Source organism: Pseudomonas sp. 22072, assembly GCF_052046095.1.
GTDB classification, from domain to species: Bacteria; Pseudomonadota; Gammaproteobacteria; order Pseudomonadales; family Pseudomonadaceae; genus Aquipseudomonas; species Aquipseudomonas paracarnis.
In genome coordinates, this window is sequence record NZ_JBQEQE010000026.1 from 1 (window position 1) to 20,998 (window position 20,998).

A 20,998-nucleotide genomic window follows, 5' to 3' on the forward strand; every position below is an offset into this window, starting at 1 on the left:
CAGGCCAGGCCGGACTCTACCAGCAGCGCTTCAAGCCCCATCAAGTCCGGCACCTTCGCCACCTGCTCCCCCACTTGCACTGCCGCCAGTTCCAGCGGGCACAGGGGCACGTCCACGTAGCTCAATTCGCTGTCGAGCTTGTACGAGCGGGGAATACCCTGGATCACCAGGGCAATGAACTTCAACGTGGGCCTGCCACCCAACGCATTCAACACCACGATCCTCGAGCGTTCGCCCGTCACGCTGGCTTCGCCGCAGGCCGCTTCAAAGCTGATCAGCGGAATCTGTCGATCGCGCCAAGTGACCTGCCGCAGGTACCACGGCGGCGCATCGCTGGCCGGTTCGCCACGCTGGAAATCGATCAGTTCGGCCACGGCAACGTTGGGCAGCACCAAGTGGCGGTCGGCCAGGGGCAGCAGCAGGCCGGTGAGTTGGCTGGTGCGGTGCTCAAGCATGGGACTTGCTCCAGTAGGCGATGCTCTCCAGCAGCACCGACTCTTGGTACGGTTTGCCGAGGTAGTCGTTGACGCCAATGGCCATGGCGCGGTCGCGGTGTTTCTGGCCGGTGCGTGAGGTGATCATGATGATCGGCAAGCGCATCAGGCGTGGGTCGTTGCGTATCTGGATGGCCACTTCGAAGCCGTCCATGCGCGGCATTTCGATGTCAAGCAGCATCAGGTCCGGGGTATGTTCTTCCAGGATGGCGAGGGCGTCGATACCGTCTTTGGCGGTAAGCACGTTCATACCGTTGCGCTCCAGCAGGCGGCTGGTGACTTTGCGCACGGTGACCGAGTCGTCCACCACCAGCACCAGCAGCGGGCGTTTTTTCAGTGGGTCGTTGAGGATCAGCGGCGCATCCACTGCCTGGGCCGGCAAGGCCGGTTGCCGAGCGCGGATGTGCGCCAGCAGGTCGATGATCAGCACCACATGGCCGTCGCCCAGGATGGTCGCGCCGGTCACGCCCTGCACCCCGGAGAATTGCGGGCCCAGGCCCTTGACCACGATCTCGCGGGTACCGGCCATGGCATCCACGTGCACCGCCACGCGGCGTTCATTGCAGTGCACCAGCAGCACCGGCACCGGCTGGTACTGGCCCAGCAGTTTAGGGCGGCTGGCGGTGTGCAGCAGGTCACCGAGGTAGAACAACTCGTAGCGCTGGCCGGCGTATTCATAGTGCGGCGGGTCTTGCTGGTAGTGCCCCGCCAATTCGTGGGGCAGCACGCGCACCAAGCCTTCGATGGTGTTGAGCGGGATCGCGTATTGGTCGTCCGCGCAGTGCACCATCAGCGCACGATTGACCGACACGGTAAACGGCAGGCGAATGCGAAAATGCACGCCCATGCCCGGCGTCGAGTCGATCACCATCGAGCCGCCGAGCTGGCGCACTTCCTCATGCACCACGTCCATGCCCACGCCGCGCCCGGAAATCTGGGTGATTTTTTCGGCAGTGGAAAAGCCCGGTTGCAGGATGAACTGCAACACGTCACGGTCGCTGATCTCTTGATGGGGGGCGAGCAGGCCGCGCTTGATCGCCTTGCGTCGCACCGCTTCGAGGGGTACACCCGCGCCGTCGTCACGCATGTCGAAGACGATGTCGCCGCCTTCGTGGGTCAGGTCCAGGGTGATGCGGCCCTTCTCCGGTTTACCCGCAGCCAGCCGCACTTCGCGGGACTCCAGGCCGTGGTCGACCGCGTTGCGCAGCATATGCTCCAAGGGGGCCGCCATGCGTTCCAGCACATTGCGGTCCATCTCGCCTTCGGCATTGCCGACGATAAACTCCACGTCCTTGCCCAACTCGCCCGCCACTTGCCGCACGATGCGCTTGAGGCGTGGCAACATGCGCTCGAAAGGCACCATGCGCGTGCGCATCAGGCCTTCCTGCAATTCGGTGTTGATGCGTGCCTGTTGCTGCAGCAGGTTGTAGGCATCCTGGTTGCGACGCTCAAGGGTCTCTTTGAGATCGAGCAGGTCGGAGGCAGATTCGGACAGCGCACGGGCCAGCTGTTGCAGCTGCGAGTGGCGGTCCATTTCCAGCGGGTCGAACTCTTCGTAGCCCAGGCGTTCGGCCTCGGCTTGCTGGCGGCTCAAGAGGCGGCCCTGGGTTTCGCTGTCGAGCCGGCGCAATTGGTCGCGCATGCGCTCGATGGTGGTTTCCATCTCACTCAAGGCAATGCGCGCATCCTTGACTTGCTGCTCGATACGCCCACGGAAGATCGAAGTTTCGCCGGCCAGGTTGACCAGGTCATCGAGCAAGTCGGCAGAGATTTTCACCATGTCGGCGGCCGGGTCGGCGACCGCTTCGGCCTTGCCCGCCGGCAGCGCCACCGGTGTGACCGGCTCATCACTGGGGTGCACCAGGCTCTTGATGCGCTCGATGAGTTTATCCACCGAACCCACCGGCAATCCCTCGGCCACGGCGTCGATCATTTGCGCCAGGCGATCATGGCAACCTTGCAGCAGTGCGAACAACTCAGGGGTCGGCGCGAGCAAACCGGCGGAAAGCCCTTCGTAGAGAAATTCCAGCTCATGGGCCAGATCGCCGATCGGCCCGATCTCGACCATGCGTGCACCGCCCTTGAGGGTGTGCAGGTCACGCAGCAGGGTTTCCACTTCCTGGCGATTGCCCGGCTCGTCCTGCCAGCGCAAAAGCGCGCTGCCTGAGCTGTCGAGGATATCGGCGGCTTCTTCGAGGAATATATCCAGCAATTCCGGGTCGGCACCCGAGGCTGGCGCCACCGCAGCCGGCGCTGCCGGGCTGCTGGCCTGGCGCAATTCCCGCAGCCTTTCGACCAGTTCGGCGCCGTCACTCAGGGGTTGCTGTTGTTGCAGCTCTTCCAATTGTTGAGCCAAGCGTTCGTGGCTGGCCATCAGTGCCTGGGATAGCTCGACAGAGTAGCTATAGCGGCGGTCCACCAGCCCCTCATAAACGCATTCCAGCTCGTGGGCCAAGTCGCCCACCGGGTCGATTTCGGCCATGCGCGCGCCGCCCTTGAGGGTGTGCAGATCCCGCTGCAACGAGGACAAGGGCGCAGCGCTGTCGGGCTCCAGTAACCATCGCTTGAGCGACTGGCCGGCGCTGTCGAGGATGTCTACGGCCTCCTCAAGGAAGATCTCAACAATCTCGTCGTCCATCGCGGTGGCGTGATCCAGCTGCGCGGTGGCCGCGCCCAATTCGGAGATACTCAGGGCGCGGCTGCCGTCGCTTTTGATCAGGCCTGTGGCGGACGGGTCTAAGGCTTCGTCCAGCAACGCGCGTAACGCCTGCAGCCGTGCAGGCGCGGGGCTGATTTCCTGGCCGGCGGCCAACTGGTCGAGCATGTTGATCAGCGCGTCGTGGGCCTGTTCAGCCTCTTGGAAGAACCGGGCGCTGACCGCCAGGCTGCTTTCCTCTACCGCGCCATACAGGTCGAGCAAGGCTTCGCACAACGCGTCGATAGGGTGCAGGTCGGCAAGGTGAGCGCCCTCGCCCAACGTAGTCAGCTCGTCCAGCAATGCCGTGAGTTCCTGACGGTCGCCGGGGTGCTGCTGCCAGCGGCGCAGCAGGCTTTCGGCGTCGAGCAGGATGTCCATGCCCTGGGCCAGGAAGTTGGTGATCAAGTGCGGGTCACGCTTGACGTGCAGGCCGGTCGTGGGCGCGTCGAGCAAGGCGGCAAGTTGATGCTCCAGCAGGTGTTGGGTGCGGCTGATCACGCTGGCCGCGCCGTGGATCGGCGCCAGGGGATTGTTGTCCAGGTCACGCACCCCGCGCTGGAACAGCCCTTGTGCCTCAAGCAACAACGCCACTTCGTCCTTGCCCAGCGGCACGCGGTGGGCCTTGTACTCACGGGTGAGGTGATCCAACGGGCGCGCCAGTTCGGCAATGGGCAACACGCCGGCCATGTAGGCGCTGCCCTTGAGGGTGTGCAAGGCGCGTTGCAGTTCATCACTGACCTGCAGCGGCACCTGCTCGGCGGCCTGTTGCAGGAAGTGGTCGAGGCTGTCCAGATGGCCCTGGGCTTCGTTGCGAAAGATCTCCAGAAGCATTGGGTCATGGGGCTCGGTGGTCGACGTTGCAGCGCCACTGGCCAGGGCATGGGCACGGGCGGCCAAGGCGTCGACTTCATCGCGCTGGCGCTGGTCGTCGCTAGCGAAATCGGCGATCAGCTCCGGCAGCAGGGCCACGGTCTCATCCAACACCTGCTGCACCTCAGGGCCAAGGACTAAGCTGCGTTCCAGCACGCGATTGAGCAGGTTCTCCACGGCCCAGGCCAGCTCGGCCAGCACCAGGGCGCGCACCATGCGGCCGCTGCCCTTGAGGGTATGGAAAGCCCGGCGCATTTCGCCCTGGGCGGCTTTGTCCGCGCTGTCGGGCAGGTAGCGATGCAGCACGTCGAGGACTTCATCGGTTTCTTCAAGGAAAACTTCGCGCAGTTCATCGTCAATCGGTTCTTCACCGGCCGGCGGCGGCAACAGGCTACCGGGACGCTGCAAGGCTGGAGGGTTGAGACGTGATGCAGGGCTGGCCAAGGCATCGAACTGGGATTGGTTTGGCGCAGCCTCGGTGGACAGCGCCCCCTCAGGCGCAGCCAGGGCCTGGCGCCAGGGTTTTTCCACCGGCAGGTAGCCCAATGCGTTCAAGCCCTGGGTGGCCAACTCCAGCACTTTTTCCCCTGCCGCGTCAGGGTCTTGAAGCATGCGCTCGAGGTAGTACTCCAGGCTGCTGACCACCTCGGCGAAATGCGCCAGTTGTGGCGCCGAAGGGGCGGCCTCGCTGATCATCAATTGCTCGTCGACGTAATCGGTGCAACCGCGCATCAGGCTCGCCGCACGCGGCAAGGGAATCATCGCCAGGGCACCACGCACCTGGCTCAGTAGCTCGGGCAAGGACTCCAGGCGCTGACGATCCCAATCAGCCTCAATGCAGTCGATCACCAGCTCCTTGGCTTGGCGCAGGCACTGGCACGATTCACGAATCACCAACTGATGGATCTGGGTCAGGTCGGTGGTGGGCAAGCGGCTGTCTTCACTGCTTTGCGGTTCGACGGTGCCGATCATCCCGGCCAACGTCGCTTCGACATACAGCAACGCGCCGGCCACATCCATCAACACCGCGTCATTGGGTTCGCGCTGCCCCTGGACCAGGCTCAACACCACGGCGAGTTGGTCGATGATCACTTTGCGCGGCTGACCGAAACCCAGCACCGCGAGGGTATCGGCTATCTGCCGCAACGGCGCCAGCAACGGATCGAGGTCCTGGGTGTGCTGGCGATCACTGCGCACGAACAGATCCAGGCGTTCCTTGACCCGCACCAGTTCCTCACACAACGCCCCGAGTACCGAGCCCATGGCATTGCGATCCGGCCCGGCCAGCCGTGCACGTTCAGCATCGACCACGGCGCTGTCGGGCAAGGCTTCGTCCAAGCCGTAGCGCTCCTTCAGGCTCTGCATGCGCGGCGTCGGCCGGGTGACTTTGGCGACGTAGAACAACAGGCTCTTGAGCAACTCGTCCGGTGCCGGCTGGTTGATACCATTGATGCCTTGAACCAGCAAGCGCTTGAGTTGCTTGTCGCTGGCCTTGAGCAGGCTGCGTAGCGCCGGGCTGTTGGCGACCACGCCGGTGAGCATGCCTTCGACCAGCGCCGAGGTGACCTGCCACAACGGCAGCAGCGGCGCACCCTGGCATAGCGCTTCAAGGCGTGCGAACACCCGCGCCATGTCTTCCAGGTTGCTGGGGCCGTGGTCTTCACGCAGCAATCCGGCGAGGGCTTGTTGCAGCAGGTGGCGCCATTGGCGCAACTGCTCATGCAGATCCGGCGTGGCCCGCTGGGCCAGGGCTTGCTCAGGCAACGGTTCGATCGATAGCAGTTGCGGGCTGAACAGGCTGGTCTCCGATAGCAGGCTTTCACCACGGGCGCTGCGCAGGTCGTTGAGCAGCGGTAGCACCACCAGCGGCAAGTCGCGGCGGGCACTGTGCACGCGGTCGAGGTACAGCGGCAGTTGGCCGAGGGCTTGTTGCAGCAGCCGGATACCTTCATCGCGTTGGCCAACGTGCCCGGCCTGTAGTGCCAGGGCCAGTTCCTCGATTTCTTCGGCCAGCAGCGCCGCGCCGTAGAACTCGACTATTTGCAGCGCGCCATGTACCTGGTGAATACCGGCCAGGCATTCGTTTAGAGCGTCGTCATCATGGGTTTCAACGTACGCGTCCAGGGCCGACCGGGCCTGCTTCAGGGTTTCGGCAATATCGCCCTTGACCCATTCGAGGGCCACATAGTCGTGCCGATCAACCATAACTGCTCCGCTTAGAATTCATGAGTTGCTGGTATCTCACAAACAATGGAGATCCAATGTGGGAGCTGGCTTGCCTGCGATAGCGGTGGGTCAGCACTATTTCTGTATCTGACAGACCGCTATCGCAGGCAAGCCAGCTGCCATAGTTGGACTGTGGTGTTCTTCAGGTCGTATTTCAATCATCGACCTGCTTGGGCGGCGGCAAGGTAAAACCCGATACCGACCTGCGCAACTGGCTGGCCATCTTCGCCAGGTTACCAATGCTTTCTGCGGTGGCGGTGGAACCCGACGACGTCTGGGTGGTGATCTGCTGGATCACGTTCATGGTCAGGGAAATCTGCCCCGCCGATGAGGTCTGTTGCTGCGCCGCGTTGGAAATACTCTGGATCAGCGCCGCCAGGGTTTTGGACACGCCTTCGATCTCTTCCAGCGCCACCCCGGCGTCCTGGGCCAGGCGCGCGCCGCGCACCACTTCCGTGGTGGTCTGTTCCATGGAGATCACCGCTTCGTTGGTGTCGGCCTGGATGGTGCGTACCAGGGTTTCGATCTGCCGGGTGGCCGCCGAGGAGCGTTCGGCCAACCGTTGCACTTCATCGGCCACCACCGCAAAACCGCGCCCGGCGTCACCGGCCATGCTGGCCTGGATCGCGGCATTGAGGGCGAGGATATTGGTCTGGTCGGCGATATCGTCGATCAGGCTGATGATGTCGCCAATTTCCTGGGACGACTCGCCCAAACGCTTGATGCGCTTGGCGGTGTCCTGGATCTGCTCGCGAATGTTGTCCATGCCGTGGATGGTGTTGTGCACCACCTCGTTGCCTTTGTTGGCGATCTCTACCGAACGTTCAGCTACCGCCGAGGATTCGGCCGCGTTGGCCGACACCTGGTCGATGGACTGCGCCATCTGGTTGATCGCCGTGGACGCTTCGGCAATCTGCTGGGCCTGATGCTCCGACGCCTGGGCCAGGTGCATGGCGGTGGCCTGGGTGTCCTGCACGGCACCGGCGACCTGCCCGGCAGTGAGGTTGATGGTGGCGACCAGGTCGCGCAGTTGGTCCACGGAATAATTGATGGAGTCTGCGATGGTGCCGGTGAAGTCTTCGGTGACCGAGGCGGTGACGGTGAGGTCGCCGTCAGCCAGGTCTTCGATTTCATCCAGCAGGCGCATGATCGCGTTCTGGTTGCGCTCGTTCTTCTGCGCGGTTTCATGCAGTTGGCGGTTGGTCTCGCGCACCATGACCAGGCCGATCAGGATGATCGAGGCCAGCGCCAGCAAGCCCAGCACGTAACCGCCGATGGTGTCGAAGCTGCGCCCGCTGGCGAGGTTTTCAAAACCCGTGGCCAGGTGCGAGGCTTCATCGAGCAGGGTTTGCGACAGGTTGAAAATATTGCTCGCCGAGGCGCGCACCTGGAACAACTGTGGCGAGGTCTCGAGAATTTCATCCACGGAGCCGGAGACAAATTCGAACAGCTCGGCGATGTCCGCCAGCCGCGCACGGGCGTCCGGGTCTTCGACCTGGGTGATACGCAGGCCCGGGTTGCCGTTGAGCATGCCATTGAGCACCACGCCAAAACGGTTGGCATCGCGGCCAAAGGCATCGGCGGCCTGCACGGCGGTTTCATCCCCCGCCAGCACAGTGTTGACCGCCCCCAGGATACGTTCGGCCAGCAGCGACTGGCGTTGGGCCAAGGCAACTTGGCTGGCCGGGGCGCCGCGTTGCAGCAGGATATCCACGACCTTTTCCGACTCGATCTGCAGTTGCGGCACGGTTTCGGCCAGGGTCGCCGCCACCTGGTGCAACGACAATACGGTCTGCTCGCTGGCCAGGATGGCGTCGGTGTTTTTCAGCAGCGCCTCCCAGTCGGTCTGCACCGCCCGCATTTCGGCGCGCACCGCACTGGGCGCCGCCGGCAAGCCAGTTTGCGGGTCACCTTTTTTCAGGTAACCCCAGCGCTGGGCAAAATCGTTGCGCGCATCGCCCAGCAGCTTGAACGCCGCCGCTTTCCCGGCAGCGGCCTCGGTGGCGTTCTTGGCAATGCGCTGGGACAGCACGCGCAGCTCACCGGCGTGGCCGATGTACTGTTTATCGTAGGTGGACTGGGTGTTGAGGTACGCGAAGTTGGCGAACAGCAGCATGATGAACACGATCAAGGCGATAAACAGCACGATGATCTGCGAACGGCTGCGCGAAGCGGCCTGGGGTTTGGGCGTGGTAGCGGTGCTCATGCGGCAACATCCATGAAGCCAGGGGCCTGGGCCAGGGCGAAGGGGCTGAAGACTTGCCACGGCGGGTCGCCGTCGAACTGGCCCTGAATAAACGGCGCGCTCGAGGCAGCGCTCGCCACCCAGGCATCCAATGGGAAATGCTGCATGCCTACCACCTCATCTACCAGCAGCCCGACAAACAGGTCGTTGAACTCCACCACCAGCACCCGCCGTTGCTTGCGCGCCCTGGACAACTCAAGGCCCAGGAAACCGCCCAGGTCCATCACCGGAAGCAAGCGCCCGCGCAGGTTGGCCACGCCCTTGACCCAGGGCTTGACCCCCGGCATCAAGGTGCAACGTGGCTCATGCAACACCTCGGCGACTTCGCCCATGGGCGCCACGTAGGCGTTTGGCCCTATGCGGAAAGCGATGCCGCTCCAGCGTTGCAGGCGCGTTTCCTGGGACGGCAGGTCCGCGGCCAGCAAGCGGCAGCGGCGGTCGATGTCCAGCAGCAGCTCGAAGGCGGTTTGCGACTCGGTCATGATCGCAAGCCTTAGCCGGCCAGCACCTTGTTCAGGGTGGCAATCAGGGTTTCTTCATCCACAGGCTTGGTCAGGTAGTCCTTGGCGCCCTGGCGTGCGCCCCAGATCTTGTCGGTTTCCTGATCCTTGGTGGTGATGATGATGATCGGGATACCGTTGGTTTCCGGCTCCTTGGACAACTGGCGCGTGGCCTGGAAGCCGTTGAGGCCGGGCATCACGATATCCATCAGCACCGCGTCGGGCTTTTCCTGACGGGCCAGGGCCACGCCGTCCGCGCCGTTTTCGGCCTTGAGCACCTGGTGGCCATGCTTTTCCAGCATGCCGGTGAGTTTGTACATTTCGGTCGGCGAATCGTCGACGATCAGAACACGTGCCATGGTTTTCCCCGCTACATTGGTCGGCGCCGGCCCTCGTGAGGCGGCGTCAGTGTGCTTGTTCTACTGCGGCGAACCCAGGCACATAGGCCTTGATCGCCCCCAGCAGTTCTTCCTTGCTGAAAGGCTTGGTCAAAAATTGATCGACACCCACGATGCGCCCCTTGGCCTTGTCGAACAGGCCGTCCTTGGAAGACAACATGATCACCGGGATCGACTTGAACGCCGGGTTGTTCTTCACCAGGGCGCAGGTCTGGTAGCCGTCCAGGCGCGGCATCATGATGTCGACAAAGATAATGTGCGGGTGATGATCGACAATACGGGCCAGGGCGTCGAAACCGTCGATCGCCGTGATGACCTCGCACCCCATGTTCTTCAACAGCGTCTCGGCGGTGCGGCGGATCGTTTTCGAATCGTCGATTACCATCACCTTCAAGGCGTTGGAATGCTGTTCCATATCTGCTCTACCATCGCCACAGCGAATCGGTTTTCGGTGTGTACTGCCTGATGTTGCACAGGATGAACGCCGCAAGCCTTGGAATTCAAGGGCTGCTGCGCCGTGCCAGCCTTTTTAGCACAGTCTCCTGGCGCAATCTATCGAGGCACCCGCCCAGTGGTTTTTCCTTGACCCACAACAGCCGCAGCGCCACTCTGACGCCACTTTTATGCGCCCTAATTTGCTAGAGGAAATCCCCATGAGCGTTCGCGTCGGCATTGTCATGGACCCTATCGCCAGCATTTCCTATAAAAAGGACAGTTCGCTGGCCATGCTCCTGGCCGCCCAGGCCCGCGGCTGGACCTTGTTCTATATGGAGCAGCGCGACCTTTACCAGGGTGACGGCGAGGCCCGCGCACGCATGCGCCCGCTGCAGGTGTTTGCCAACCCCGAGAAGTGGTTCGAGCTTTCTGACGAAATCGACAGCCCGCTGAGCGACCTCGACGTGATCCTGATGCGCAAGGATCCGCCGTTCGACATGGAATTTGTGTACTCCACCTACCTGCTGGAGCAGGCCGAACGCGCGGGCGTGTTGATCGTCAACAAGCCGCAAAGCCTGCGCGACTGTAATGAAAAACTGTTCGCCACCCTGTTCCCGCAGTGCACGCCACCGACCGTGGTCAGCCGCCGCGCCGATGTACTGCGTGAATTCGCCGCCAAGCATGGCGACGTGATCCTCAAGCCGCTGGACGGCATGGGCGGCACCTCGATCTTCCGTCACCGCGCCGGCGACCCGAACCTGTCGGTGATCCTCGAAACCCTGACCGCCCTGGGCACCCAGCAGATCATGGGCCAGGCCTACCTGCCGGCGATCAAGGATGGCGACAAGCGTATCCTGATGATTGACGGCGAGCCGGTGGATTATTGCCTGGCGCGCATCCCGGCAGCCGGCGAGACCCGTGGCAACCTGGCCGCCGGTGGTCGCGGTGAAGCGCGGCCATTATCAGAAAAAGACCGCTGGATTGCCGCTCAAGTCGGTCCAACCCTGCGGGAAAAAGGTCTGCTATTTGTCGGACTAGACGTAATTGGCGAGAACCTCACTGAAATCAACGTCACCAGCCCGACCTGTATTCGCGAGATCGACAACGCATTTGGCACGAACATCGGCGAAATGCTGATGGTCGCCATTGAACGCAAGCTACAAGCCAAGTGACATAGAACAGCCGGACACCTACCAACATTGCGTTATCATGCGCCACCTGTGAAACGCGCGATGTTGGTTTTCTTGTCATGACACTCCCGTCCGATCTGCCCCCCGAATTCTCCCCCAGCGGCGTGCGCCCGGCCGATCGTCTCGGTTTTACCCTGTTTCTCGCTGCCTTGATTCATCTCGCCCTGCTCCTGGGTGTGGGGTTCACCCTGGTCGAACCCAAGCAGATCACCAAGACCCTGGAAATCACTCTCGCCACGTTCAAGAGCGAAAAGAAGCCCGAAAAGGCTGACTTTCTCGCCCAGGACAACCAACAGGGCAGCGGCACCCTTGACAAGAAAGCCGTGCCCAAGACCACCGAGGTAGCGCCCTTCCATGACAACCAGGTCAAGAAGGTCACTCCGCCGCCAGCGCCCAAGCCTGAGGTCAGGCAGGCCACGCCCAAGGCCGCGGTGACCACTGTCGCGCCCAAACCGCAAAAAGCCCCGACCCAGCGCGAAAAGGCCAAGACCGAACCCAAGCCCGAGCCAGTGAAACCTGCGCCGACGTTCGACAGCTCGACGTTATCCGACGAAATTTCCAGCCTGGAAGCCGAACTGGCCCATGAGCAACAGCTTTATGCCAAGCGCCCGCGCATCTACCGCCTGAACGCCGCCTCAACCATGCGCGATAAAGGTGCCTGGTATAAGGACGAGTGGCGCAAGAAAGTCGAACGCATCGGCAACCTCAATTACCCGGACGAGGCGCGGCGCCAGCAGATTTATGGCAATTTGCGCTTGCTGGTGTCGATCAACCGTGACGGCTCGCTGTATGAGGTGCAGGTGCTGGAGTCCTCCGGCCAGCCGCTGCTGGACCAGGCTGCGCAACGCATCGTGCGCCTGGCCGCGCCCTTTGCGCCGTTCAGCGGCGACTTGAGCGACGTGGACCGCCTGGAAATCATCCGCACCTGGCGGTTCGCCAAGGGCGACCGGTTGTCCAGCAACTGATCACGCCCGCACTACAGATCATTCCCACGCTCCGCGTGGGAATGCCGCCTGGACGCTCTGCGTCTGCTCTTGGGACGCGGAGCGCCCCGGGATGCGTTCCCACGCGGAGCGTGGGAACGATCAGCGATCAGGCTCGCGCCCGCACTTGTCAGTTCGCCCCTCCAACGCCACACTAGCGGACATGAAAAACGTCAGCCCGACCTACCTCAAGCACCAATTCCTGATCGCCATGCCCCATATGGCCGACCCGAACTTTGCGCAGACCTTGACCTACATCGTCGAGCACACGGCCAATGGTGCCATGGGGCTGGTGGTCAACCGCCCGCAGGAGCTGAACCTGGCCGATATCCTTGAGCAACTGCGCCCGGAGATCGACCCGCCGGCGCGTTGCCAGGGCGTACCGATCTACATCGGCGGGCCGGTGCAGACCGATCGCGGTTTTGTGCTGCACCCCACCGGGCCCAAGTTCCAGGCCACGGTAGACCTTGAGGGTGTGTCATTGTCCACATCCCAGGACGTGCTGTTCGCCATCGCCGACGGCGTCGGCCCTGAGCAAAGTGTGATCACCCTGGGCTACGCCGGCTGGGAAGCCGGGCAACTGGAGGCCGAACTGGCCAGCAATGCCTGGCTGACCTGCCCGTTCGACGCTGACATCCTGTTCAACACCGCCAGCGAACTGCGCCTGGAAGCGGCAGCAGCCAAGCTGCGGGTCAACCTCAGCCTGCTGACCAGCCAGGCGGGGCACGCCTGATGGCCTTGCGTCTGATCCTCGGTTTTGACTACGGCACCAAACAGATCGGCGTAGCGGTTGGCCAGGTCATCACCGGCCAGGCCCGCGAGCTGTGCACCCTCAAGGCCCAGAACGGCGTGCCGGACTGGAACCAGGTCGAAGCCCTGATTAAAGAGTGGAAGCCTGACGCGGTGGTGGTCGGCCTGCCCCTGAACATGGATGGCACCCCCAGTGACATGTGCCTGCGCGCCGAGAAGTTCGCGCGCCGCCTCAATGGCCGCTACAACCTGCCCTTCTATACCCACGACGAACGCCTCACCACCTTCGAAGCCAAGGGGGAGCGCCGCGACCGTGGCGGGCAAAAGGGCAGTTACCGCGACAACCCGGTAGACGCCATCGCCGCGGCCTTGCTGTTGCAGGGCTGGCTGGATGAAAACACCGCTTTATTTGAATCCTGACCCGCCGCGATCCTGTGGGAGCGGGCTTGCCCGCGAAGAACGTTAACGATACCGCGAGAAGACTGGATGAACGCGGTGCCCATGAGTTTTTCGCGAGCAAGCTCGCTCCTACACACTTGATAAGGAGCCACCATGAGCTTGCCGAACCCTGCCGAACTGATCAGCCAGATGGCGATACGCCTCAAGGCGCACCTGGAACACCGTGCCATCAGCGAACCGCGCTTTATCGGCATACGCACCGGTGGCGTGTGGGTGGCCCAGGCATTGCTGGAAGCACTGGGCAGCGATTCGCCCCTGGGCACCTTGGACGTGTCCTTCTACCGCGACGATTTCAGCCAGAACGGCCTGCATCCACAAGTGCGCCCTTCGGCCCTGCCCTTCGAGATCGAAGGCCAGCACCTGGTACTGATCGACGACGTGCTGATGAGCGGCCGCACCATCCGCGCCGCCATGAACGAACTGTTCGACTATGGCCGCCCGGCCAGCGTGACCCTGGTGTGCCTGCTGGACCTGGATGCCGGCGAACTGCCGATCAGCCCGGACGTCGTAGGCGCGACCCTGTCGCTTGCCCCCCAGCAGCGGGTAAAATTGTCCGGTCCCACGCCGCTCGAACTCGAACTGCAAGACCTTGCCCTTTAAACCGCCTTGTAAAGAGTCCCCGCGATGACGCCTCTAGATGCCAAGCGCCCGCTGCAGCTCAATGCTCAGGGCCAGTTGCAACACTTCTTGTCCCTCGACGGTTTGCCCCGCGAACTGCTCACCGAAATCCTCGACACCGCCGATTCGTTCCTGGAAGTCGGTGGCCGGGCAGTGAAGAAAGTCCCGCTGTTGCGCGGTAAAACCATCTGCAACGTGTTCTTCGAGAACTCCACCCGCACCCGCACCACCTTTGAACTGGCGGCCCAGCGGCTGTCGGCCGATGTGATCACGTTGAACGTGTCCACCTCGTCGGCGAGCAAGGGCGAAACCCTGCTCGATACCCTGCGCAACCTGGAAGCCATGGCAGCCGACATGTTCGTGGTACGCCACGGCGACTCCGGCGCTGCGCATTTCATCGCCGAGCATGTGTGCCCGAACGTGGCGATCATCAATGGCGGCGACGGCCGTCACGCGCACCCGACCCAGGGCATGCTCGACATGCTCACCATTCGTCGGCACAAGGGCAGCTTTGAAAACCTCTCGGTAGCCATCGTCGGCGACATCCTGCATTCGCGGGTTGCACGTTCGAACATGCTGGCTCTCAAGGCCCTGGGTTGCCCGGATATCCGCGTGATCGCGCCCAAGACCCTGTTGCCAATCGGCATCGAACAGTATGGCGTGAAGGTCTACACCGACATGGCCGAGGGCCTCAAGGATGTGGACGTAGTGATCATGCTGCGCCTGCAACGCGAGCGCATGGCCGGGGGCTTGTTGCCCAGCGAAGGTGAGTTCTACCGCCTGTTCGGCCTGACCACCGCACGCCTGGCCATGGCCAAGCCGGATGCAATCGTGATGCACCCGGGGCCGATCAACCGCGGCGTGGAAATTGAGTCGGCGGTGGCCGATGGCCCGCAGTCGGTGATTCTCAACCAAGTGACCTACGGCATCGCCGTGCGCATGGCCGTGCTGTCCATGGCCATGAGCGGGCAAACCGCGCAACGTCAATTCGAGCAGGAGCAGGCCCAGTGAAGCTCAGCATTCTCGGCGCCCGAGTCATCGACCCGGCCAGTGGCCTGGACCAAGTTACCGATCTACACCTGGACGCCGGCAAGATCGTCGCCATGGGCTCCGCCCCCGCAGGCTTCAACGCCGGCCAGAGCATCGATGCCAAGGGCCTGGTGGCCGCGCCTGGGCTGGTGGACCTGAATGTCGCACTGCGCGAGCCGGGCTACAGCCGCAAAGGCAATATCGCCAGCGAAACCCAGGCCGCCGCGGCCGGTGGCGTGACCAGCTTGTGTTGCCCGCCCAACACCAAGCCGGTGCTGGACACGTCGGCCGTGACCGAGCTGATCCTTGACCGCGCCCGCGAAGCCGGCAACTGCAAAGTGTTTCCCATTGGTGCCTTGAGCAAGGGCCTGGATGGCGAACAACTCGCCGAATTGATCGCCCTGCGTGACGCCGGTTGCGTGGCCTTCGGCAATGGCCTGGAAAGCTTTCGCAGCACGCGCACCTTGTGCCGCGCCCTGGAATACGCGGCCACCTTCGACTTGACGGTGATCTTCCATTCCCAGGACCGCGACCTGGCCGAAGGCGGCCTGGCCCATGAAGGCGCAGTGGCCAGCTTCCTCGGCCTGCCGGGCATTCCGGAAACAGCAGAAACCGTGGCTCTCGCTCGTGACCTGTTGCTGGTGGAGCAAAGCGGCGTGCGTGCGCATTTCAGCCAGTTGACCAGCGCCCGGGGCGTGGCTCTGATCGCCCAGGCCCAGGCCCGTGGCTTGCGGGTCACCGCAGATGTCGCCCTGTACCAACTGATCCTGACGGATGAGGCGCTGATCGACTTCTCCAGCCTGTACCACGTACAGCCCCCGCTGCGCACCAAGGCTGACCGTGACGGTTTGCGTGCGGCGGTGAAGTCGGGTGTGGTGTCGGCGATTTCCAGCCATCACCAACCTCACGAGCGAGACGCCAAGCTGGCACCGTTTGGCGCGACCGAGCCAGGCATCAGCAGCGTGGAGTTGTTGTTGCCACTGGCGATGACGCTGGTGGAAGACGGCTTGCTGGACCTTCCGACACTGCTGGCACGCCTGAGCGCCGGCCCGGCCGAGGCCCTGCGCTTGCCGGCGGGCCAGTTGTCGGTGGGTTCACCGGCGGACCTGGTGCTGTTCGACCTGGCAAACTCGACGGTGGCTGGTGAGCGTTGGTTGTCCAAGGGCGAAAACTGCCCGTTCATCGGCCACAGCCTGCCGGCGACGGTGCGGTATACCTTGATGGATGGGCGGATCAGCTACCAGGCTTGACGCGCAAGCTCGTTCCCACGCTCTGCGTGGGAACGCATCCTGTGACGCTCTGCGTCAGCACTCCAAAGGTGGACGCGAAGCGTCCTGGGCTGCATTCCCACGCGGAGCGTGGGAACGATCAGTGCTCAGCGCCCGCTGTTGCGCTCGGCATTGCGGATCGAGATCTGCGTGTTCAGCGTCCAGAAGTCATACAGCACCCCGATCAGGAACAAACCGCCGGTCAGCAGGTAGATCAGGCCGGTGATCCATTTGCCCTGGTACATACGGTGCACACCAAACACCCCCAGAAACGCCAACAGAATCCACGCGACGCTGTATTCAATCGGCCCAGCGGTAAACCGCAGGTCGGCTTCACGGTCCATGGCCGGGATCAGGAACAAGTCGATCAACCAGCCAATGCCGAACAAGCCGAAGGTGAAAAACCAGATCGTGCCCGTCACAGGCTTGCCGTAATAAAAACGATGAGCCCCGGTAAAACCGAAAATCCACAGCAGGTAACCAATCGCCTTGCTGTGGGTGTCTTGCTGCTGAGCAACCTGTTGATAGGTGTTCATGAAGGACCTCTTTTGCTTCGATAGATAAATTTTTTCATTTTCTTTGTGACTTTTTTACGGGCGCCCGACGTACGGCAAATGGTATCGTCCTGCCCTCAAAGCCTTGTAGGGCCTGACTTGTGTAGGACAATTGCGGCGAATCGTCGCGTTTTTCCTGAATTTGACCCCAAGGTTCAATCGACAAACGGGCTGAGAACAGCACAAAAAGCTGTTATAAAGTTGCGCGCAAACCCATAAGAGCCACGCCTAATGCGACCATTTTTCAAGACATGGCTAACCATTTGCCTATTAATGCCACTGGCCGCCCACGCCACCAATCGTGAGCAACGACTTCCGAACGTTAACGGTTTCACCCCTAAAGTCCATAGCACGCCCAGCACTGCCAAATCGGCAAAGCCGACCGTCAGCCGTCCGACTCAACTGAGCAAGGCCCACGGCAAAGCGCTTTCCACCCAGCTGGCCGTGAACACCAAGCAAAGCAGCAACGTCTTGAGCCGTGCCGTCAACGTGCTCGGTACACCTTATCGTTGGGGCGGCAGCAGCCCAAGTAAAGGGTTCGACTGCAGCGGCCTGGTGAAATATGCATTTAACGATGTAAAAGCGGTGGACCTGCCACGCACCTCCAACGCCATGGCCGCCGGCCATGGGTTGAAGGTTGATCGCAAAGACCTGAAGCCGGGCGATCTGTTGTTCTTCAAGTTGAAGAGCCGCCAGGTGAACCACGTTGCCATCTACCTGGGCAATGACCGCTTTATTCACGCACCGCGCCGTGGCAAGTCGGTGAGCATCGACACGCTGAAAAAGCCGTTCTGGGACAAGAACTACGTGATTGCCAAGCGGGTACTGCCTAAAGAGCAGAACAGCAACCTGCGGATCGTGCAGCGCTAAGCCAGGCACCACTGAAGCTCCCCCTTTGAAATGCAATCAAATGTGGGAGCTGGCTTGCCTGCGATGACGGTGTGTCAGTTGGCAGAGAGAGTGCCTGACAGTCCGCTATCGCAGGCAAGCCAGCTCCCACATTGTGTATCTGTGCGCTTTAGATATCTGCCGGCACCCTCGCCTTCTCCCGCGCTTCTTCCCGGCTAATCACTCCTACGCCCACCAACGCCTTCAAACTCATATCCAGGGTCTTCATCCCCAACGCACCACCGGTCTGAATAGCCGAAACCATCTGCGCCACCTTGTCTTCGCGAATCAAGTTACGAATCGCCGGGGTGCCCAGCATGATTTCATGAGCGGCCACGCGCCCACCGCCCACCTTCTTCACCAGCACCTGAGACACCACCGCTTGCAACGACTCCGACAGCATCGAGCGGACCATGGCCTTCTCCCCGGCAGGGAAGACATCTACCAGCCGGTCCACTGTCTTTGCCGCCGACGAGGTGTGCAGGGTGCCGAACACCAGGTGCCCGGTCTCTGCCGCCGTCAGCGCAAGGCGGATGGTTTCCAGATCGCGCAATTCACCCACCAGGATCACATCCGGGTCTTCTCGCAGGGCTGAACGCAGGGCCACCGAGAAACTGTGGGTGTCGCGATGCACCTGGCGCTGGTTGACCAGCGCCAGTTTCGGCCGGTGGATAAACTCGATGGGGTCTTCCAGCGTAAGGATATGCTGGCGTCGATGCCGGTTGAGGTCGTCGATCATCGCCGCCAGGGTCGTAGACTTGCCCGAGCCGGTGGGCCCGGTCACCAGCACCAGGCCGCGAGGAAGGCGGGCGATACGCTGGAACACCTCGCCCAGTCCCAGGTCCTCCAGGCTTTGGACCTCAGTCGCAATAGCCCGGAACACCGCACCCACGCCGCGATCCTGGCGGAACACGTTCGCCCGGAACCGGGCGACGCCTGGCAATTCGAAGGCAAAATCCGTTTCAAGAGATGTTTCGAAATCCTTTTGTTGATGTTTATTCAGCAAAGGGCTCAATAAGTCGACCACTTGGGTAGCGTTCAGCGCTGGCCCATCCAGCGGCCAAACCTCGCCATCAATGCGCAGCATCGGTGCCAGGCCGGCTGACAGATGCAGGTCTGAGGCGCCTCGGCTTACGCTGGCCGTCAGCAATTGCGTGATATCCATAGGGCTTTCCATTTCCAGTAGAATGCCGCGGACTCCATATCCACGGGCGCATCTTGAATGTCGACGATAGCAGACAACATCGGCCTGGTTATCCAGCGCATCCGCGCCGCAGCCGCCGCCGTGCAACGTGACGCAAGCAGCATCCACCTGCTGGCCGTGAGCAAGACCAAACCCGCGCAGGCGGTACGCGACGCCTATGCCGCCGGGCTGCACGACTTTGGGGAAAACTACCTGCAGGAAGCCTTGGGCAAACAGGCGGATTTGACCGACCTGCCCTTGAGTTGGCACTTCATCGGCCCCATTCAATCGAACAAGACTCGCGCCATCGCCGAGAACTTCGCTTGGGTGCATTCCGTGGACCGCCTGAAAATCGCACAACGCCTGTCCGAACAACGCCCGACCGACCTGCCGCCGCTCAATATCTGCATTCAGGTCAATGTCAGTGGCGAAGCCAGCAAGTCCGGCTGCACACCCGCCGACCTGCCGGCCCTGGCCACGGCGATCAGCGCCCTGCCGCGCTTGAAGCTGCGGGGTTTGATGGCAATTCCCGAGCCGACTGAAGACCGGGCGGAGCAGGATGCGGCGTTTGCCACAGTGCGCGACCTGCAAGCCAGCTTGAACCTGCCGCTGGACACACTTTCCATGGGCATGAGCCATGACCTTGAGTCGGCCATTGCCCAAGGCGCCACCTGGGTGCGGATCGGTACCGCCCTGTTTGGCGCCCGCGACTACGGCCAGCCGTGAAATGGCTGACATCCCTCGAAAATAAGGACCTGTCATGAGCAACACGCGTATTGCCTTTATCGGCGCCGGTAACATGGCGGCCAGCCTGATCGGTGGCCTGCGGGCCAAGGGCCTGGACGCCGCGCAGATCCACGCCAGCGACCCGGGCGCCGAGACCCGCGAGCGCGTCAGCGCCGAACACGGTATCCAGACCTTCGCCGATAACGCCGAGGCCATCCACGGCGTCGATGTGATCGTGCTGGCGGTCAAGCCCCAGGCCATGAAGGCCGTGTGCGAGAGCCTGCGCCCGAGCCTGCAACCTCACCAACTGGTGGTGTCGATTGCCGCTGGCATCACCTGCGCCAGCATGACCAACTGGCTCGGCGCCCAGCCCATCGTGCGCTGCATGCCCAACACCCCGGCGCTGCTGCGCCAGGGCGTCAGCGGTTTGTATGCCACTGGCGAAGTCACCGCGCAGCAACGTGACCAGGCCCAGGAACTGCTGTCTGCGGTGGGCATCGTCGTGTGGCTCGAGCAGGAACAGCAACTGGACGCGGTCACCGCCGTCTCCGGCAGCGGCCCGGCCTATTTCTTCCTGTTGATCGAGGCCATGACGGCCGCCGGCGTCAAGCTGGGCCTGCCCCACGACGTGGCCGAGCAACTGGCGGAACAAACCGCCCTGGGCGCCGCGAAAATGGCGGTCGGCAGCGAGGTGGATGCCGCCGAACTGCGCCGTCGCGTCACCTCGCCAGGTGGTACCACACAAGCGGCTATCGAGTCGTTCCAGGCCGGGGGTTTTGAAGCCCTGGTGGAAACAGCACTGGGTGCCGCCGCACATCGTTCGGCCGAGATGGCTGAGCAACTGGGCAAATAGTCGTCCCTTACCAAGGTAATCAAACATGCTCGGAATCAATGACGCTGCCATTTTCATCATCCAGACCCTGGGCAGCCTGTACCTGCTGATCGTGCTGATGCGCTTTATCCTGCAACTGGTGCGTGCGAACTTCTACAACCCGCTGTGCCAATTCGTGGTGAAGGCCACCCAACCGCTGCTCAAGCCGCTGCGCCGGGTGATCCCGAGCCTGTTCGGCCTGGACATGTCGTCGCTGGTGCTGGCGCTGTTGCTGCAGATTTTGCTGTTCGTGGTGATCCTGATGCTCAATGGCTACCAGGCCTTCACCGTGCTGCTGTTGCCATGGGGCCTGATCGGTATTTTCTCGCTGTTCCTGAAGATCATTTTCTGGTCGATGATCATCAGCGTGATTCTTTCGTGGGTCGCGCCAGGCAGCCGTAGCCCGGGCGCCGAATTGGTGGCTCAGATCACCGAACCGGTGCTGGCACCCTTCCGTCGCCTGATCCCGAACCTGGGTGGCCTGGATATCTCGCCGATCTTTGCGTTTATCGTGATTCAGCTGCTGCAGAGCTGGGTGATTCCACGCCTGGCGTACTTTGCCTACATGCCAAAAGAGTTGTTTGGCCTGATCTGACCGATAGATCGTTCCCAC

Annotated in this window: 19 protein-coding genes; 11 read left to right on the forward strand and 8 right to left on the reverse strand. The window is 62.3% G+C overall.

Annotated elements, in window-relative coordinates; genetic code table 11:
• The 6 genes from ACTJLA_RS22060 to pilG all read right to left on the reverse strand — a co-directional run.
• The coding region (locus tag ACTJLA_RS22060) for a chemotaxis protein CheW (protein WP_034128932.1) at positions 1-455 on the reverse strand (455 nt) is incomplete at its 3' end.
• Positions 448-6,267 carry an Hpt domain-containing protein gene (locus tag ACTJLA_RS22065; protein WP_314548928.1) on the reverse strand — a complete coding sequence of 1,940 codons (5,820 nt, stop codon included), beginning with the start codon at positions 6,265-6,267 and terminating at the stop codon, positions 448-450. The genes ACTJLA_RS22060 and ACTJLA_RS22065, both read right to left, overlap by 8 nt.
• A gap of 175 nt (positions 6,268-6,442) precedes the next feature.
• On the reverse strand, positions 6,443-8,494 hold the full coding sequence (locus tag ACTJLA_RS22070; RefSeq protein ID WP_014720318.1) for a methyl-accepting chemotaxis protein: 2,052 nt from the start codon (positions 8,492-8,494) through the stop codon (positions 6,443-6,445).
• The gene (locus ACTJLA_RS22075; RefSeq protein WP_034128935.1) at positions 8,491-9,015 is read right to left on the reverse strand and encodes a chemotaxis protein CheW; all 525 of its coding nucleotides are present in this window, start codon (positions 9,013-9,015) and stop codon (positions 8,491-8,493) included. Before ACTJLA_RS22075 ends, ACTJLA_RS22070 begins: the two co-directional genes overlap by 4 nt.
• An 11-nt stretch (positions 9,016-9,026) precedes the next feature.
• A complete protein-coding gene (gene pilH / locus ACTJLA_RS22080) occupies positions 9,027-9,392 on the reverse strand; it encodes a twitching motility response regulator PilH (RefSeq protein WP_014720320.1) in 366 nt (121 codons plus the stop codon).
• Positions 9,393-9,438: 46 nt separating this feature from the next.
• A complete protein-coding gene (pilG, locus tag ACTJLA_RS22085) occupies positions 9,439-9,846 on the reverse strand; it encodes a twitching motility response regulator PilG (RefSeq protein ID WP_014720321.1) in 408 nt (135 codons plus the stop codon).
• 238 nt (positions 9,847-10,084) lie between these two features.
• Here pilG and gshB point away from each other — a divergent pair, with 238 nt between their 5' ends.
• The 7 genes from gshB to ACTJLA_RS22120 all read left to right on the forward strand — a co-directional run bounded on the left by gshB (position 10,085) and on the right by ACTJLA_RS22120 (position 16,145).
• Entirely contained in the window at positions 10,085-11,038 is a 954-nt protein-coding gene (gshB, locus tag ACTJLA_RS22090; protein WP_054897572.1) for a glutathione synthase, read from the forward strand.
• 77 nt (positions 11,039-11,115) lie between these two features.
• Positions 11,116-12,021, forward strand: a complete 906-nt coding sequence (locus ACTJLA_RS22095) for an energy transducer TonB (RefSeq protein ID WP_034128937.1) — start codon at positions 11,116-11,118, stop codon at positions 12,019-12,021.
• A gap of 181 nt (positions 12,022-12,202) precedes the next feature.
• Entirely contained in the window at positions 12,203-12,772 is a 570-nt protein-coding gene (locus ACTJLA_RS22100; RefSeq protein WP_017139445.1) for a YqgE/AlgH family protein, read from the forward strand.
• Positions 12,772-13,209, forward strand: a complete 438-nt coding sequence (gene ruvX, locus ACTJLA_RS22105; RefSeq protein ID WP_003195067.1) for a Holliday junction resolvase RuvX — start codon at positions 12,772-12,774, stop codon at positions 13,207-13,209. The genes ACTJLA_RS22100 and ruvX overlap by 1 nt, the downstream gene beginning before the upstream one ends.
• A 132-nt stretch (positions 13,210-13,341) precedes the next feature.
• Positions 13,342-13,848, forward strand: a complete 507-nt coding sequence (gene pyrR / locus ACTJLA_RS22110; protein ID WP_019817751.1) for a bifunctional pyr operon transcriptional regulator/uracil phosphoribosyltransferase PyrR — start codon at positions 13,342-13,344, stop codon at positions 13,846-13,848.
• Positions 13,849-13,872: 24 nt separating this feature from the next.
• The gene (locus ACTJLA_RS22115; protein ID WP_034128938.1) at positions 13,873-14,877 is read left to right on the forward strand and encodes an aspartate carbamoyltransferase catalytic subunit; all 1,005 of its coding nucleotides are present in this window, start codon (positions 13,873-13,875) and stop codon (positions 14,875-14,877) included.
• Positions 14,874-16,145, forward strand: coding sequence for a dihydroorotase (locus ACTJLA_RS22120; protein WP_054897574.1), 1,272 nt, complete (start codon positions 14,874-14,876; stop codon positions 16,143-16,145). The genes ACTJLA_RS22115 and ACTJLA_RS22120 overlap by 4 nt, the downstream gene beginning before the upstream one ends.
• Positions 16,146-16,270: 125 nt before the next feature.
• On the opposite strand, the gene ACTJLA_RS22125 is transcribed toward ACTJLA_RS22120, so the two are convergent.
• A complete protein-coding gene (locus ACTJLA_RS22125; RefSeq protein ID WP_054897575.1) occupies positions 16,271-16,699 on the reverse strand; it encodes an NINE protein in 429 nt (142 codons plus the stop codon).
• A 249-nt stretch (positions 16,700-16,948) separates the two neighbouring features.
• Here ACTJLA_RS22125 and ACTJLA_RS22130 point away from each other — a divergent pair, with 249 nt between their 5' ends.
• Positions 16,949-17,587 (forward strand): C40 family peptidase, encoded by a 639-nt coding sequence (locus ACTJLA_RS22130; RefSeq protein ID WP_060763954.1) that lies wholly within the window; start codon positions 16,949-16,951, stop codon positions 17,585-17,587.
• Positions 17,588-17,735: 148 nt separating this feature from the next.
• Here the strand turns inward: ACTJLA_RS22130 and ACTJLA_RS22135 are convergent, their stop codons facing one another.
• On the reverse strand, positions 17,736-18,770 hold the full coding sequence (locus ACTJLA_RS22135; RefSeq protein WP_060763953.1) for a type IV pilus twitching motility protein PilT: 1,035 nt from the start codon (positions 18,768-18,770) through the stop codon (positions 17,736-17,738).
• 57 nt (positions 18,771-18,827) lie between these two features.
• Here ACTJLA_RS22135 and ACTJLA_RS22140 point away from each other — a divergent pair, with 57 nt between their 5' ends.
• From ACTJLA_RS22140 to ACTJLA_RS22150, 3 genes are read left to right on the forward strand one after another with little or no spacing between them, the layout of a single operon-like run.
• Positions 18,828-19,514, forward strand: coding sequence for a YggS family pyridoxal phosphate-dependent enzyme (locus ACTJLA_RS22140; protein ID WP_054916915.1), 687 nt, complete (start codon positions 18,828-18,830; stop codon positions 19,512-19,514).
• Positions 19,515-19,548: 34 nt separating this feature from the next.
• Positions 19,549-20,367: a pyrroline-5-carboxylate reductase gene (proC, locus tag ACTJLA_RS22145; protein ID WP_072445590.1), complete on the forward strand. Its 819-nt coding sequence runs from the start codon at positions 19,549-19,551 to the stop codon at positions 20,365-20,367.
• Positions 20,368-20,392: 25 nt separating this feature from the next.
• A complete protein-coding gene (locus ACTJLA_RS22150; RefSeq protein ID WP_003195087.1) occupies positions 20,393-20,980 on the forward strand; it encodes a YggT family protein in 588 nt (195 codons plus the stop codon).
• The last annotated feature ends 18 nt before the right edge of the window (positions 20,981-20,998 follow it).

Coding starts and splice junctions, on each gene's coding strand:
- ACTJLA_RS22065 (WP_314548928.1), bottom strand. CDS start 6,267: ATGGTTGATCGGCACGACTATGTGGCCCTCGAATGGGTCAAGGGCGAT.
- ACTJLA_RS22070 (WP_014720318.1), bottom strand. CDS start 8,494: ATGAGCACCGCTACCACGCCCAAACCCCAGGCCGCTTCGCGCAGCCGT.
- ACTJLA_RS22075 (WP_034128935.1), bottom strand. CDS start 9,015: ATGACCGAGTCGCAAACCGCCTTCGAGCTGCTGCTGGACATCGACCGC.
- pilH (WP_014720320.1), bottom strand. CDS start 9,392: ATGGCACGTGTTCTGATCGTCGACGATTCGCCGACCGAAATGTACAAA.
- pilG (WP_014720321.1), bottom strand. CDS start 9,846: ATGGAACAGCATTCCAACGCCTTGAAGGTGATGGTAATCGACGATTCG.
- gshB (WP_054897572.1), top strand. CDS start 10,085: ATGAGCGTTCGCGTCGGCATTGTCATGGACCCTATCGCCAGCATTTCC.
- ACTJLA_RS22095 (WP_034128937.1), top strand. CDS start 11,116: ATGACACTCCCGTCCGATCTGCCCCCCGAATTCTCCCCCAGCGGCGTG.
- ACTJLA_RS22100 (WP_017139445.1), top strand. CDS start 12,203: ATGAAAAACGTCAGCCCGACCTACCTCAAGCACCAATTCCTGATCGCC.
- ruvX (WP_003195067.1), top strand. CDS start 12,772: ATGGCCTTGCGTCTGATCCTCGGTTTTGACTACGGCACCAAACAGATC.
- pyrR (WP_019817751.1), top strand. CDS start 13,342: ATGAGCTTGCCGAACCCTGCCGAACTGATCAGCCAGATGGCGATACGC.
- ACTJLA_RS22115 (WP_034128938.1), top strand. CDS start 13,873: ATGACGCCTCTAGATGCCAAGCGCCCGCTGCAGCTCAATGCTCAGGGC.
- ACTJLA_RS22125 (WP_054897575.1), bottom strand. CDS start 16,699: ATGAACACCTATCAACAGGTTGCTCAGCAGCAAGACACCCACAGCAAG.
- ACTJLA_RS22130 (WP_060763954.1), top strand. CDS start 16,949: ATGCGACCATTTTTCAAGACATGGCTAACCATTTGCCTATTAATGCCA.
- ACTJLA_RS22135 (WP_060763953.1), bottom strand. CDS start 18,770: ATGGATATCACGCAATTGCTGACGGCCAGCGTAAGCCGAGGCGCCTCA.
- ACTJLA_RS22140 (WP_054916915.1), top strand. CDS start 18,828: ATGTCGACGATAGCAGACAACATCGGCCTGGTTATCCAGCGCATCCGC.
- proC (WP_072445590.1), top strand. CDS start 19,549: ATGAGCAACACGCGTATTGCCTTTATCGGCGCCGGTAACATGGCGGCC.
- ACTJLA_RS22150 (WP_003195087.1), top strand. CDS start 20,393: ATGCTCGGAATCAATGACGCTGCCATTTTCATCATCCAGACCCTGGGC.